Source organism: Eisenbergiella tayi (genome assembly GCF_001881565.1).
In the GTDB taxonomy this organism is placed as follows: domain Bacteria; phylum Bacillota; class Clostridia; order Lachnospirales; family Lachnospiraceae; genus Eisenbergiella; species Eisenbergiella tayi.
Window position 1 is genome coordinate 1,129,886 of record NZ_MPDJ01000001.1, and the last position, 14,477, is coordinate 1,144,362.

9 protein-coding genes are annotated in these 14,477 nt (G+C 50.4%); 1 reads left to right on the forward strand and 8 read right to left on the reverse strand.

The genetic code is table 11. The features are described 5' to 3' along the window. Nucleotides 1–30: 30 nt before the first annotated feature. Nucleotides 31–2,301 (reverse strand): glycoside hydrolase family 3 C-terminal domain-containing protein, encoded by a 2,271-nt coding sequence (locus BLA28_RS04650; RefSeq protein WP_069156164.1) that lies wholly within the window; start codon nucleotides 2,299–2,301, stop codon nucleotides 31–33. A 199-nt stretch (nucleotides 2,302–2,500) separates the two neighbouring features. Here BLA28_RS04650 and BLA28_RS04655 point away from each other — a divergent pair, with 199 nt between their 5' ends. Continuing rightward, nucleotides 2,501–3,484 (forward strand): helix-turn-helix domain-containing protein, encoded by a 984-nt coding sequence (locus tag BLA28_RS04655; RefSeq protein WP_081329843.1) that lies wholly within the window; start codon nucleotides 2,501–2,503, stop codon nucleotides 3,482–3,484. 37 nt (nucleotides 3,485–3,521) lie between these two features. Here BLA28_RS04655 and BLA28_RS04660 read toward each other — a convergent pair whose 3' ends face one another. From BLA28_RS04660 to gcvPA, 7 genes are all read right to left on the reverse strand, one after another. Then, entirely contained in the window at nucleotides 3,522–3,734 is a 213-nt protein-coding gene (locus BLA28_RS04660; RefSeq protein WP_009251588.1) for a DUF378 domain-containing protein, read from the reverse strand. Nucleotides 3,735–3,788: 54 nt separating this feature from the next. Then, a complete protein-coding gene (locus tag BLA28_RS04665; protein WP_081329844.1) occupies nucleotides 3,789–6,317 on the reverse strand; it encodes a transporter substrate-binding domain-containing diguanylate cyclase in 2,529 nt (842 codons plus the stop codon). Between the two features lie 108 nt (nucleotides 6,318–6,425). Beyond that, nucleotides 6,426–9,239: a D-serine ammonia-lyase gene (locus BLA28_RS34495; protein ID WP_081329845.1), complete on the reverse strand. Its 2,814-nt coding sequence runs from the start codon at nucleotides 9,237–9,239 to the stop codon at nucleotides 6,426–6,428. 21 nt (nucleotides 9,240–9,260) lie between these two features. Next, on the reverse strand, nucleotides 9,261–10,676 hold the full coding sequence (gene lpdA, locus BLA28_RS04680) for a dihydrolipoyl dehydrogenase (RefSeq protein ID WP_069156165.1): 1,416 nt from the start codon (nucleotides 10,674–10,676) through the stop codon (nucleotides 9,261–9,263). Between the two features lie 43 nt (nucleotides 10,677–10,719). Further along, entirely contained in the window at nucleotides 10,720–11,715 is a 996-nt protein-coding gene (locus BLA28_RS04685; protein WP_069156166.1) for a lipoate--protein ligase, read from the reverse strand. Nucleotides 11,716–11,729: 14 nt separating this feature from the next. After that, nucleotides 11,730–13,160, reverse strand: a complete 1,431-nt coding sequence (gene gcvPB / locus BLA28_RS04690; protein ID WP_069156167.1) for an aminomethyl-transferring glycine dehydrogenase subunit GcvPB — start codon at nucleotides 13,158–13,160, stop codon at nucleotides 11,730–11,732. Further along, the gene (gene gcvPA / locus BLA28_RS04695; RefSeq protein WP_069156168.1) at nucleotides 13,157–14,476 is read right to left on the reverse strand and encodes an aminomethyl-transferring glycine dehydrogenase subunit GcvPA; all 1,320 of its coding nucleotides are present in this window, start codon (nucleotides 14,474–14,476) and stop codon (nucleotides 13,157–13,159) included. Before gcvPA ends, gcvPB begins: the two co-directional genes overlap by 4 nt. Nucleotide 14,477 lies beyond the last annotated feature (1 nt).

A 14,477-nucleotide genomic window follows, 5' to 3' on the forward strand; every position in this document is an offset into this window, starting at 1 on the left:
AAGCCTGGTTTCTTTATTCCTTATAATTACTTATGCATTCAGCTGATCCAGAAGCCCCTGAAGCTGCTCCAGGCTCACCTTACCGCTGCTGAAGCTTAACACGCCGCGGAGAGGCATATATTTCATCATGGCTTCCATCATTTCAGAGGAAATAGCCGAAGCTGCCACATCGCTGTCCTCTTCCTGTCCGCCTACCATATCCAGCTTCATCATAGGCTCCAGAATCTCCCTGGCTTTTTTATCCTGCATCAAATCTCCGAAGGTACTGTCCAGAGTGAAATGTACGGGAAGCTTAACCGTTGATTCCACGGTAACCGTCTCCTCCAGCTGGATATCTCTTGATGACTTGCCCACAAGGATGCGGAATTCCCCGCTTTCCACATGCCAGTCATGAATCTGCGTATTCCAGTAAGCAAAGGCTCTCTTACCCAGAGTGAAGGTTACGGTCTTTGTTTCACCGGGCTGCAGGTCCACCTTGTCAAAGCCCTTCAGCTCTTTCACAGGACGGATTACGGTGCTTTCCACATCGGAAACATAAAGCTGTACCACTTCCTTGCCCGCCATGCTTCCCGTATTGGTTACATCCACGCTTACCGTGAGGGTATCCGTATCCTTTATCTGTGCCGCGCTCAGCTTAAGATTGGAATAAGCAAAGGTTGTATAAGACAAACCATATCCGAAGGGGAAACGTACATCCATCTTCTTGGTATCATAGTAACGGTAGCCTACAAAAACACCTTCCCGATATTCCACCTTATCGCCTTCTCCCAGGTAGTACAGATAGGACGGGTTATCCTCCAGCTTGTAAGGGAATGTTTCAGGCAGTTTTGCACTGGGATTCACTTTTCCGAAGAGGATATCCACAACAGCGGCCCCTACCGCCTGTCCGCTCAGGTATGCTTCCACGATACCCTTAACCTGATCGGCCCACGGCATTTCCACTGGGGAACCGTTATGCAATACCACAATGGTATTCGGCTGAACGGCGGCCACGCGGTTAATCAGCTCATTCTGGCAGTTCGGCATTCCCATATGGCTTCTGTCAAAGCCTTCCGATTCAAATGCATCCGGAAGTCCTGCAAAAATAACAGCCGCTTTCGTTTTGCCTGCTTTTTCCACCGCTTCCGCGATCAGCGCTTCATCCGTCACATCTTCCTGATCTCCGTAGCCTTCTGCAAAGGTAATGTTTCCCCAGTCCTTTACCACATCCCAGGCCCCTGTGACCTTATGGCTGTTGATATGGGAGCTGCCGCCGCCCTGAAAACGGGGCTGTCTTGCATATTTACCGATAAAAGCGATTTCTTCCTTTTCCGAAAGAGGCAGAAGCCCATCTTCATTTTTCAGAAGGACAATAGTTTCCTCCGCTACCTTTTTCGCATATTCATGATCCTTATCTCTGTCAAATACCGCTGAATCATTCCTGTTTTCTTGGAAGCGGTATACGATATTCAGGATTCTTTCCACCGCTCTGTCCAGAACAGATTCCTCCAGGCGGCCTTCTTTTACGGCATCCACGATCTGCTTGTCATTGATGCCGCCGGATGCGGGCATCTCCAGATCCAGTCCTGCTTCCAAATCGGGTACTCTGTTGTTCACCGCACCCCAGTCGCTTACCACGAAGCCATCAAAGCCCCATTCCCCGCGGAGGATATCTGTCAGGGCTTCTTTATGCTCAGCAGCATAGGTGCCGTTGATCTTATTATAAGAACACATAACAGTCCAGGGCTTCTGGCTGCTCACCGCGCCCTCAAAAGCCGCCAGGTAAATTTCACGCAGCGTTCTTTCATCCACTTCGGAGGAGGAAGACATCCTGCGCGTCTCCTGGTTATTTGCCAGAAAATGCTTGATGCTTGTTCCCACGTTTTTGCTCTGTACGCCCTTGATCAGCGCGCCTGCCATCTCAGAAGCAACCATGGGGTCTTCCGAATAATACTCGAAATTCCGTCCGCAGAGAGGGGAACGTTTGATATTTACGGCAGGCCCAAGAATAACGCCAACGCCCTCCGCCTGGCATTCCTCACCCAGCACCTCGCCCATGCCGGTTATCAGTTCCCTGTTGAAGCTGGCCGCCGTACCGCAGCCCGCCGGAAAGCAAACCGCCTTAATGCTGTCGTTAACCCCCAGATGATCCGCTTCCTGATCCTGTTTCCTGAGTCCGTGAGGGCCGTCGGAAACCATCATGGCCGGAATTCCCAGCCTTTCCACACTCTCCGTATGCCAGAAGTCCGCTCCTGAACACAGAGAGGCCTTTTCCTCCAATGTCATCTTCCCAATCAGTTCCTGCAGTTTTTCCCTTGTCATACCATTCTCCTTCCCATAAACAAAACAACGTTCTTAACCTTTGATATCCCGAAGGACATCCATATTTTCATAATATCATGTTCCTTAGGAAACCGCTATTGCAAAACTGACTTAATATAGGTCAATATTGACTTATTTATAAAAATATAACATAATTAAATCATATTTTAGGGTTATTCTTTACCTATAGGGGGTTTTTATGAAATATCTGAATGAGATCAGAAGAGAACTGGACACCCTGGCTTCTCAGGGTGAAAAAGGGATCGGCTACCAGCCGTCCTCCGACTCTTATGCCGATTCCTATAATGGAAGCTATTTTGACGGGATTCATCTGAAAAAGAATTCCCTGCCCGCCAGCTACATTCATGAAAATATACAGGTGGAGCCGGAAATCCAGGTCCGCTGCTTTTCCTATGAGGATGCGGGCGTCCTGGTCCCCCGCCACTGGCACAACAGTCTGGAAATCCTCTATATAGCGGGAGGGGATATGGATATCATGATAAATGACTCCGCCTTCCGCCTGGAAACAGGCGATTTTGCCATTATCAATTCCAGGGATATCCACGCCACCAGCTGTTCCGAGCATTCCCGGATCCAGGTTCTGCAGATTCCCTATCCTTTTTTGAAGAAACACATTCCTGATTTCGACAGGATCCGTTTTCTCAATGGTTCCTGCGGGAACCCCGCGCCTGATGAAGCCTTCCGCTTCTGTCTGAAAGAAATCAGGTATATTTATGAGGGCAAACCCCAGGGGTATCAGCTCCATTTTACCAGTCTGCTTTACGAATTGCTGTTTTTGTGTATCACCAGCTTTAAGGCTCCCGATGGCATGGAGGCCAGTTCCATGACGGACGAAGAACGCACCCGTCTGATAACGGTCATGGATTATGTAAATGCCCATTATAACGAAAGCATAAGCCTTAGTGACGCTGCCTCTCTTGTCGCGCTGAATCCGGAATATTTCTGCCGTTTTTTCAAAAAAAATATGGGAATCACCTTTCTGGAATTCGTTAACCAGGTACGGTTTTCCCACATTTGCGAAGATATCCTCCGCACCGACACAAGCATAACTGAACTGCTTACCCGGCACGGATTTACCAATTATAAGCTGTTCCGGAAAATGTTCCATGAAAAATATGGCTGTACACCTTCCGAAAAAAGAAAAGAATCCTCCGGAAAATAAACTCTCATTCTTCCGGAGGCCTCCTCATATTTTCTGCTTAATCATCTCTGCCGTTTCCAACACGGCCGAAGAAGGTGAGCAGATAGATGCCGCAGATACCCACAATCACATATACGATTCTGGAAATCCAGCTCATCTGGCCGAATATCAGCGCTACCAGGTCCAATCGGAACAGACCGATAAGCCCCCAGTTAATGGCGCCGATAACTGTAATCACAAGTGCTGTATAATCAAGACCTTTATTTCCCATGACAGCTACCTCCTTTTCTTACGTAACTATCATGCCCTTCTTTTTCATTTTTATTCAGGCGATAAAAAAACCGTCCCGTCCTTCTCTCTTGGCCCGATATAAAGCATTGTCCGCCAGTTTATATACCTCATCATAACGGTCGCCGCGCTTTGTCACCACAGCGCCTACGCTGATTGTCACCTTTCCTGCATTTGCAGCATTGATTTTACGGATATTCTGAAGCAGTCTCTCACAGGTATCGGCAAGAGCTTTGTTTTCCTTCATTCTGTCCATATAAACCACAAATTCATCTCCTCCGGGCCTTCCCACAATATCTTCTTCGCGGAAGCATTCCCGGAGCACTGCCGCAACCTCACAGAGAACCTGGTCTCCTGCCATATGTCCGTACGTATCGTTAATATTTTTAAATTTATCAATATCGATGAGCAGAAGCGCTCCCCTGTTTCCTTCTTCCAGGCACTGCAGCCGTTCTTCGATGAGCCGCAGGCTGGTCTTTGCATTGTACGCATGGGTCAGGCCATCTCTTTCCGCCTGATTTTTCAGCTTATCCCTTTCACGCCTCTCTTCTTCAATATCATTCATTTTCCCAATGATACAGACAGGATTTCCTTTATAATCATAGATGGTTTTCATGGCAAGCCGGATCCATATGAGCGTGAGCTTATCCTCCGTCTGGTTCTGCTTATATTCCGGAAGCTGAAGCTCCCGGATCCCGTCCTTTCCGGGAACCATAATCTCCAAAAGCTGCTTCCGATAGTCTGTTTTTTCATCAGTTCCGGATTTCAGGTTATAGATCGCAGTTCGTTCCTCCCCATTCCCGTCCGGCTTCATGGAAATAGTGAAAATATCTTTTTTGATATCATATTCAAAAAAATAATCATTAACAAGCCCGTAAATTTCCCTGTGCTTCGCCAGCTCCAGAGTTATTTTCCGGTTCAGCTTTTCCTTCGTGAAAATGCCCCATGCCAGGGCGGCAATGATCAGGAAAATAACCACCCCTGCCGCTGCTGCCGCCTGGAAGGGATTTTCCTTAATATAATCCGCCAGGGTCGGGCTTTCCTTAAAAATAGTATTGGCATAGATAATCGACTGCATTTCATCCTGGGGCAATGCCTGTATCACCTTGTTCAGGATACTGAGAAGCTCCGTGCTGGCAGGCTTAACCACCCCGATACAGGTACTGCTGTCAATGGATATCTGAGGAATCAGCTTCAGGCTCTTGAATTCCGTCTTGTTAAAGTAATATTGGGCCACATAAGCGTCCATATAGCTGTAATACGGCTTACCGCTGTTTATCGCCCTGACAATATCCTCCCTTGACTGGAAATAAACACCTGTGTCTGTTTTCTCCCAATAGCAGCCGCAGCCATCCACCATGGCCATACTCATTTCCTCCAGCCGCCGGTTCTGCATTCTGTCACTTATCAAAAGCATATACTGCGTGGTGATATAAGGCCTGCTCATGGCCACATTCCTGTCTTTTGCCAGCTCATAATCATAATTCATGCCGGCTACCAGATCAATGCTCCCCTCCGCGGCCATACGGTTCAGGGTTTTCTCGTCCGGCGCTACCACCAGCTGAAAGGAAAGTCCTGTCTGTTCCTGTATTTTTTCCAGCAGATCCACACCGATCCCCTTAAGCTGTCCGGTTACCTCGTCCGTATACTGATAGGGCGGCAAATCCGAAAGGACTCCCACCTTCAGCGTCCCCGCTGTCTCCACATATTTTTTTTCTTCTGAGGTAAGCCACAGCTCCGTATTGGGCGGGTTGAAATATTGTTCATAAAGGGATGCTGAAAAATAGGGATCCGCCTGTTCAATGCTCTGCAGAGCCTTATCCAGCTGATTCAGCAGGTCTGTTTTTCCCTTTGTGGATACAAAGTAAAACGGCCTGGGCGAAAAACGGGCAACCGTCCGTAAGCCTTCCATAAATTCCATACTGGTGCTGAGCATGACATCCGCACGGTTTTCCCTCAGCGCCTGAAGCATTTCCTCCTCCGTATCGCAGGGAACAATTTCCGGAATCAGCATGTTCATCCTGCAGTACTCTTCCAATTCCTCCCTGCGCTGGGCGGCTCCGTCTATCATAGCCACACGGAGAGGCCTCTCTTCTCTGGAAGCTTCATTAAACGCCGTATCTTCATAGAGTACCTTTAATACTGTGTATACAATACCGCAGCTGTTGGAGGCGTAATCATACATCTCCTCCATCCTGCTGTTATACAGCATACCTCCCATGATATCGATCTCTCCGTTTTCCAGCATCTCCATCAGGGTCATAAGGCTTTCGTTTATATCCCCTTCAGCCCGGACAAACTCATAATCCCATCCGGTATATTGGGCGATTTCCTGTAAATAGTCATAAATATAGCCCGTATAATTCCCGTTTTCATCTATTTCCGTCAATCCCTGCTGAATGGGATATCCCACACGAACTACCGGCCTGTCCTCTTTTGCCTCAAGAGAACGCGCCGGTAATAAAGCTGCCAGAATTAATATTATAAAAGCCGCCAGGCATCCCTTTTCCCATAAAGGAAACCTTTTATACTGCATATTTTCTCCTATTCCCACATAGTTACTCATTTATTATTCCTATAAATTCTATTTATTTTAACACGTCTGGCAGAATAAAACCATACAGTATAAAAAAATAAAATTTTTTCGGTTACAGTTTAAAAGGCCGGATGCCTGTCACTGCAAATAGGTCTGAAGATACTCTTCGCGTACATCCTCCGGCATAAGACTGCCTCCCGTGGCCCATACGATATGCGTGGCACGGGCACTTTTTTCCAGCAGCCCCTGCTCCCTGCAATAGGCAGTCCCCTTTTTCCCCGCCAATGCTCTCAGGCCACCGAAGGCGGCACAGGCGGAAGGTTCCATCACAATCCCCTCCGTTTCCTTCAGACGGCGCATCCAGTCCAACAAAAAGGAATCCTTTACCGTATAAATACCGTCCAGGAGCGGCTTCATATTCCCGGCCGCCAGCCCCGAGGGCCTGCCTACCGCAAGACCGTCGGCAATAGTCCTTCCTGTAAGGCCAAAATCCTGTACGCTGATTCTCTCACCCTCTCCGGCCGCCATGCCGAGAAGCATGCATGGGCACTGTACCGGTTCCGCAAAAAAGCAGTGAACGGCATCCCTGAATACATATTTCAGGCCCAGCGTAATTCCTCCGGGCGCGCCTCCCACTCCGCAGGGAAGATACACGAACAACGGATGATCGCAATCAACAGGGATGCCTTTTTCTTCCAGCTGCTTCCGAAGATGCAGCGCTGCCACCGCATATCCCAGGAAAAGCTGGGAGGAATGCTCGTCATCCACAAAATAGCTGGTTTCCTCTTTATCGGAAAGCGCCCTTCCTTCAGCGACTGCCTCTCCATAGTCTCCTTCATACTCTTTGACAATGACTCCTTTGCTTCTGAGCAGATCCTTTTTCCATTGCCTGGCATCGGCGGACATATGCACCACGGCGCGGTAACCGATTGCCGCACTCATGATTCCGATGCTCAATCCCAGATTTCCGGTGGAACCCACCTGTATAGTATAGCCGGAAAAGAACTCCCTGTATTCCTTCAAACGGGAATAATCATCGGTTTCCTTCAGGATCCCCGCCCGAAAAGCCAGTTCTTCCGTTACCTTGAGAACCTCATAAATACCGCCTCTGGCTTTTACGGATCCCGCCACAGCCAATTCACTGTCCAGCTTAATCAGCACACGGCCCTTTTGTATCCCGTCCTGTCCTGTCATTCCCCAATCCTTCCACAGGGAGTCCGCCATAGCGGGAATGTCCTGCAGAGGGGACTCTATGATTCCTGCGCTTTCTTCCAGTTCAGGAAAGCACGAGGCCAGGAAGGGCGCAAACCGGCGGATGCGCCGCTGTGCATCCAGAATATCCTCCATGGTAAAGGAAAGCTCCTTCTCCGCCTGGTCAAAGGGCAGCCGATCCGGATTAAGCCAAAAGGTTTCTTTTGCTGCCGCCGCTTCCTCCACCTCCGGAATTGCCAGATATCTGTCCCACCTGTTTGCAAGCTGGTAAACCGATTCCGGGAACCGGTCAGACGCTTCCGCTTCCGTCAGCGGTTCGGTGTGGATCGGCATCTCCCAAACCATTTTTTCACTGCTTTCACAAAGAGGCTTCCATACCGGGATTCCTTCCCAGTTAGGATCTCCTGTTTCAAAAAAACGGACATAGGTTTCATAAATAACCCCCGCCATTCTTCTTCGCTCTTCAAGGGGGATTCCCGGAAAAAGCCGCTCCTCCTTCCAGGCCCCGTCAAAGGCAGCCGCCTGATCCAGCACATGGGCGGCCGTCCCGAAATCCATGCTGTAATACCATACCCTGCTTCCGTTCCTACTCATTATCCGGGCCAGACGGCTGCTGTATGTACGGTACATATAATCAGAAAGAAGCTGCTCCCATTTTTCCCCTTTTTGCGTCTCCGTCAGATTTTCTCCCCTGCTTTCCCATTCCTTCTCATAATCCGCAAATTCTTCCCGGACAATTCCCGCGTTTCTTCCAAATAAGGCTCCGGAAACCGCCGGTGCATGGGAAACGAAATCAGGATCCTCCAGCCGACGGAAAATCATTTCATGCCTGCAGCAGCCTACGATGGCGTTACCCGACCAACAGGAAGGGCCCTTCAGGATTTCTTCCCAGTCATAAGGGATAACAATCCCGTCTGCCACCGGACCGAACATGCAGGTATTTCCCGGGTTATCCACAAGCCTCTCCTGAATTTTGAGCAGATTATCCACATCCAGGCCAAGGATATCCTCCGGTTTTTCCATACCGGCCAGCTCAAAGAAAATATCCGCCACTGCCGCCGCTGTATTCTCATCCCGGATACATTGATAAGCTCCGCTTGCCATCATAACCTGACTGCAGAGGGCTTTCATCTCCGGCCTCAGCAAAAGCGCGCCGAGGGACTTCGCTCCGGCGGATTCCCCGAAAACGGTGATCCGGGAGATATCCCCTCCGAAGGCTTCAATATTTTCCCGGATCCATCCCAACGCGGCCAATTGATCCAGCGTACCGTTATTACCTGTATGCCGGTACCTTTCCCCCAGGGCTTTTCCCAGATACAGGTATCCAAGCACACCCAGCCGGTAATTTACTGACACATAAATAAACCGGTGATCCCTTATCATCCCGGGGCCGCTGCGATCCCGGCTGCTTCCATTCTGGAAAGCGCCTCCGTGGATATACACCGCCACCGGCAATTTCTTTTTTTCCTCTTTTTCCGGAGCTTCTCCAGGGACATAAATATCCAGGCTCAGACAGCTCTCCCCATATTCTTGCGAATACGTCAGCCGGTCATTTTCCGCAGACGGCGGACAGGATTGAATCGCTTTTCTTCCAAACCGGGAAGCCTTGTACACTCCCTCCCATTGATATTTTTCCGGAGGCATAAAACGCTTTGCCACCGCATAGGGAATCCCCTGAAAATGATATATTCCATCCTTCCAGTAACCTTCTGCATAACCGCTTGTTGTCTTAACCTGCATTTTTTCCTTTTTCCTTCCTGCTTATTCCATCCTGCGGCACAGCTCCTGCGCCGCCTCGCCTATTCCTTCCCCAAAGGTGGGGTGAGGCAGGATTGTCGCCGCCAGCTCCTGCACAGTCCTGTGGGTGGCTATGGCGAGCGCAGGCGCGCCAATCATATCCGTCGCCCTGGCGCACATAAGCTGCGCGCCCAGAAGCCTGCCGGTTCCTTCCTCCGCCACCAGCTTGATAAATCCTCTTTCCTGCCCCGATAACAGGGATTTTCCATTGAGAGACATAATATATTTACCCGTTTTCACGGGAATGCCTGCTGCCTTCGCTTCATCTGCGGTGATTCCCGCACAGGCGATTTCCGGATCCGTATAAACACAGGAAGGGATGATCTGCAGGTTCCGGGAAGGACAGCGTCCTTCCATATGGTCCAGCGCCAGCAGTCCCTGCGCCGTAGCCGCATGGGCGAGCTGTATACCGCCTGTCACATCTCCTGCCGCATAAATTCCGGGAATCCGTGTCTGATAATTTTCATCTGCCGGGATTTTTCCTTTTTCCACACCGGCCCTGATTGCCATTTCCGGCGAAAACACGCCTTCCCCACAGGCTCTTCTCCCCACAGCTACCAGCAGCCCGTCCGCAGAGATCCATGATTCCTGTTCCGTTTTTTCCGGATCCGATCCTTCTTTATAATAACACAGCCAGCCGCCCTGTTCCATTTTTTCCACTCGGGTTACCGCCGCTTTTGTATGGACATCCACCCCTCTTTTTTTCAGAATCATTTTCAGGTTCTGGGAAATCTCCTTATCCATGCCGGGAAGGATTCTGTCCATAGCCTCCAGGACAGTGACCTTTTTGCCCATATCACTGTAAAATTGGGCGAACTCCATTCCAATCACTCCGCCGCCAATAATAATCAGATGATCATAGAGGCGTTCCCCGGAAAGAATACTAGTGCTGTTTTCTACTCCCGGAGAGGAAATACCGGGAATCGGAAGCATGGCAGGCTCGGAGCCTGCCGCAATCAGAATATGACGGGCTGTAAGACGGCTGGTCTGTCCGTCCGCTTCCGATGTGACCATTACGCAGTTTTCTTCTGTTATCACGGCTTTTCCCTGATACAGAGCGATTTTATTTTTCTTAAACTGCAGGGCGATTCCCTCCTGCAGCGTTTGAATCACTTCCTTCTGACGCTTATGAAGGGCGGCTCCGTCTAACTGCACATCTGTCACCCGGATTCCTTCTCCTGATGCTTCCCTCATTTTCCGGTACAGACCGGAGGAATGAAGAAGCGTTTTTACCGGAATACAGCCATTGTTTAAACAGGTACCGCCAAGCCTGCCTTTTTCCACCACAGCTACCTTTTTACCATCCTGCGCAGCCCGGATGGCCGCCGGATAGCCTCCCGGCCCAGCCCCTATTACGATGAGATCATATTGCATTTCCATACTAACCCTCCCGCCCGTTTTTTAACGGGCCTCTGCCGAATCCTTAAAAAAAGCTTTCCATCAGGCCGCATATATCTTTTTTCATCAGGGCCTGCATCTTATTGTCTGTCGGGATTCCGTCTATGGCATCCAGAACAGCCTTTTTCTGAAACACCTGGCCTGAAAGACATTTTTCCGCACGCTCCGTAAGTTCCACATCAAGGGCATCGGTAAAAAGACGCGTCTCCTGTATCCTTCCTCCGTCCACTCTGAGCTGAATCCGCATCTCTCCCCAGGAAAAACGTTCTTCCGTTTCTTTACTGAAGGGAATCTGCCTGCCATATTTCCAGTCCCAGGAAGAAAACCGCTCCGCCAGTCTGCTGATTTCCTCTCCTGCCAGCCGTTCTCCCGGAAAATCCTCCACGGGGATCCCAAAACAAACGCCAAACGCTTCTTTCAGCTTTTCCGCCATACGTTCCCGGTTCAGCTCCGGCGCCCAATCGCACAGATTTCCCACTCTGCTTCGGATCGAGTCAACGCCCTTGGATTCCAGCTTTTTATCTGACACATGCAGATACTTTTCCATGAGCTCCCTGTCCGCATGCAACAGTATGGTTCCGTGATGATAGCAATAATCTCCCGTATGGAAATAGGCATTTCCCGAAAATTTGCAGCCATCCACCGTAATGTCATTTCTGCCGCTTTTTTCCGCATGGATACCTAAGCTGTTGACAGCCCGGAGGATGACTTCCGTCTGCTTTTCCACGTTAAAGTTTTCTTTTCTGACCAAAAAGGTAAAATTCAAATTTCCCAAATCATGAAACACGGCCCCGCCTCCGGAAAGACGGCGGGCCAGATACCCGCCGTCCCCTTCCAGCTCCTCCGTTTGGCATTCCTTCCAGGCATTCTGGTTCCGTCCGATTACTACGGTACGCTCATTCTGCCACAAATACAGAATACACTCCTCCCTGCCCGTATGATACATCAGGTATTCTTCCAGGCCCATATTCAGATAGGGATTGAGGCTTCCGGATTCTATCGTATATAGCTTCTCTATCATTTTTCTTCCGCCCTTTATCTGGTAAATTCATAATGCAGCCTGGGATTCCTCGCCGCCCCCACCTCATCCAGACGGGTTATCGGCGTCGTATGCGGCGCGGTCCGGATCCACTCCGGATCCTCCTGCGCCTTCCGGTGGATTTCCAGAAATGCCTCCGCCAGTTCATCCAGGTTTTCCATGGATTCCGTCTCCGTAGGCTCTATCATTAACGCTTCATGGACAATGAGCGGGAAATACATGGTGGGCGGATGGATTCCATAATCAAGAAGCGCCTTTGCCACATCCACCGCGGTAATTCCCATTGTCTCCTTTTCCGGCTGCAGAGTCATGACAAACTCATGCATACAGGTTTCCTCATATGCCATTTTGTAGGCCTCAGACAGCCTGACACGCACATAGTTGGCATTCAGCACCGCCATATGGGCGGCCTGCACAATTCCCTCCGGCCCCAATGTCAGGCAGTAACAGAGCGCCCTCACAACCACCAGGAAATTCCCGTAAAAAGCCCTCACCATGCCGATGGAACCGGGATATTCGCGCAAATAAAAGCCCTGTTCTCCCTCATCGGCCTCTCTTCCGGGCAGGAACTGCTTCAGAAATTCCTTACAGCCCACAGGCCCGCTTCCCGGCCCGCCTCCTCCATGAGGTGTGGAAAAGGTCTTATGCAGGTTCAGGTGCACCACGTCAAAACCCATGTCTCCCGGCCTTACCACTCCCATAACCGCGTTCAGGTTTGCGCCGTCATAATAGCACAATCCGCCCGCTTCATGGACAATACGGGTGATTTCCAGAATATTTTTGTCAAACAGTCCTACCGTATTGGGATTGGTGAGCATCAGGCCCGCCGTATCCTCTCCCGCCGCCTCCGCAAGCTTCTCCAAATCCACACAGCCCTCCGGCGTGGAAGGGATATTCACCACCTGGTAGCCCGCCATGACCGCACTGGCAGGATTGGTTCCATGAGCGGAATCCGGAACGATGATTTTGGTCCGTCTGCTGTCTCCCCGGCTTTCATGAAAGGCCCGTATGAGAAGCAGCCCGGTAAATTCCCCATGAGCGCCTGCCGCAGGCTGGAAGGTCATGGCATCCATTCCCGTGATCTCGCAGAATATCTTCTCCGCATCATGCAGTACATGCAGACATCCCTGCACCGTCTCCTCCGGCTGCAGCGGATGGACACGGGTAAAGCCGGGCAGGGAAGCCGCTTCATCATTCACCTTGGGATTATATTTCATGGTACAGGAGCCCAGCGGATATGCGCCGTCATTTACCCCATGGGTAGCATTTGCCAGCTGCGTATAATGCCTGCTGATATCGTTTTCCGACACCTGGGGAAGCCGCAGCGGGCTCTTTCTTTCCATGGACGGCATCACAACAGGTACGTCACACTCGGGAAGCAGGCTGCAGCCTCTTCCTTCCACACTTCGTTCAAAAATCAGCTTCATCTGTTTCCCACCTCCCTTATCAGGCTTACCAGCTCATCCATTTCCTCTTTCGTATTCTTTTCCGTCGTGCACCAGAGAAGCCTGCCATCCGGCAAAGGAAGTCCTCCTAAATAGCCTTTCTCTTCCAAAGCCTTAAGTATCTTTTCCGCACCCTGTGGGGCATCCGTGACAAATTCATGGAAGAACTCCCCTTCATATGCCGGAGGAAGCCCTGCTTTTTCCAGCTCCTTCTGTAAATAATGAGCCTTGGAGGTACTCAGTACCGCCGCCTTCCGCAGGCCTTCCGGGCCCATGGCGGACAGATATACTGAGGCTGTCAGCGCACAAAGCGCTTCATTGGAACAGATATTGCTGCCCGCTTTTTCCCTCCTTATATGCTGCTCTCTTGCCTGAAGGGTCAGCACGAAGCCCCTCTTTCCTTCCGTATCCACCGTTTCCCCCACAATTCTTCCGGGCAGCTTGCGCATCATTTCCCTGGTGGCCGCCATAAATCCCAGATAAGGCCCTCCGAAAGCCAGAGGCATTCCCAAAGACTGCCCCTCTCCCACAGCGATATCCGCGCCGCATTCCCCCGGCGTTTTCACGATAGCCAGTGCAATAGGATTACAGCCCATAATGAACTTTCCGCCTTTTTCATGTACGAGCTCACCCAGCGCCTCTCCATCTTCGATAATCCCATAATAATTGGGCTGCTGCACATAAAAACAGGCCGCCGTCTCATCCAGCATTTCCTTAAGTGCCTCTGAATCCGTGCTTCCGTTTCGGGCAGGAACCATTTCCACCGTAGCCTGACGCCCGTGACAATAGGTTTTCATCACCTCAACTACCTGGGGATTGGTGGTTTCCGACACCAGCACCCGGGTACGTTTCCTGTCCCTGCACATGAAAACACTCTCCGCCGCAGCGGCAGCCCCGTCATAAACCGAAGCATTGGCGGCATCCATGCCGGTAAGCTCACAAATCATAGTCTGATATTCAAAAATAGACTGCAGGATCCCCTGGCTGATTTCCGCCTGATAGGGCGTATATGCGGTAATAAATTCTTCTTTGGAAACCACTTCCTTCACAATGGAAGGTATGTAATGATCATAAGCGCCCGCTCCCCGGAAAATATGCCTGAAAATACGGTTTTCTCCCGCATAATCTTCCATTTTCCGGAGAACCTCCATTTCAGATAATCCCTCCGGAATCCTGAGCTTTCCCTGCAGTCTTACCTGTGAAGGGATATGGGAAAACAACTCATCCGTAGATGAAAGCCCCATGGCTTCCAGCATTTTCTGTTTCTGCTCTTCTGTAGCCGGTATATAAGAACCCATC

Bases quoted from the DNA above. Each gene is read 5' to 3' on its own strand.
- BLA28_RS04655 (WP_081329843.1), top strand. From the start codon at position 2,501: ATGAAATATCTGAATGAGATCAGAAGAGAACTGGACACCCTGGCTTCT.
- gcvPB (WP_069156167.1), bottom strand. From the start codon at position 13,160: ATGAAGCTGATTTTTGAACGAAGTGTGGAAGGAAGAGGCTGCAGCCTG.
- lpdA (WP_069156165.1), bottom strand. From the start codon at position 10,676: ATGGAAATGCAATATGATCTCATCGTAATAGGGGCTGGGCCGGGAGGC.
- BLA28_RS04665 (WP_081329844.1), bottom strand. From the start codon at position 6,317: ATGAGTAACTATGTGGGAATAGGAGAAAATATGCAGTATAAAAGGTTT.
- BLA28_RS04685 (WP_069156166.1), bottom strand. From the start codon at position 11,715: ATGATAGAGAAGCTATATACGATAGAATCCGGAAGCCTCAATCCCTAT.
- BLA28_RS04650 (WP_069156164.1), bottom strand. From the start codon at position 2,301: ATGACAAGGGAAAAACTGCAGGAACTGATTGGGAAGATGACATTGGAG.
- BLA28_RS34495 (WP_081329845.1), bottom strand. From the start codon at position 9,239: ATGCAGGTTAAGACAACAAGCGGTTATGCAGAAGGTTACTGGAAGGAT.
- BLA28_RS04660 (WP_009251588.1), bottom strand. From the start codon at position 3,734: ATGGGAAATAAAGGTCTTGATTATACAGCACTTGTGATTACAGTTATC.
- gcvPA (WP_069156168.1), bottom strand. From the start codon at position 14,476: ATGGGTTCTTATATACCGGCTACAGAAGAGCAGAAACAGAAAATGCTG.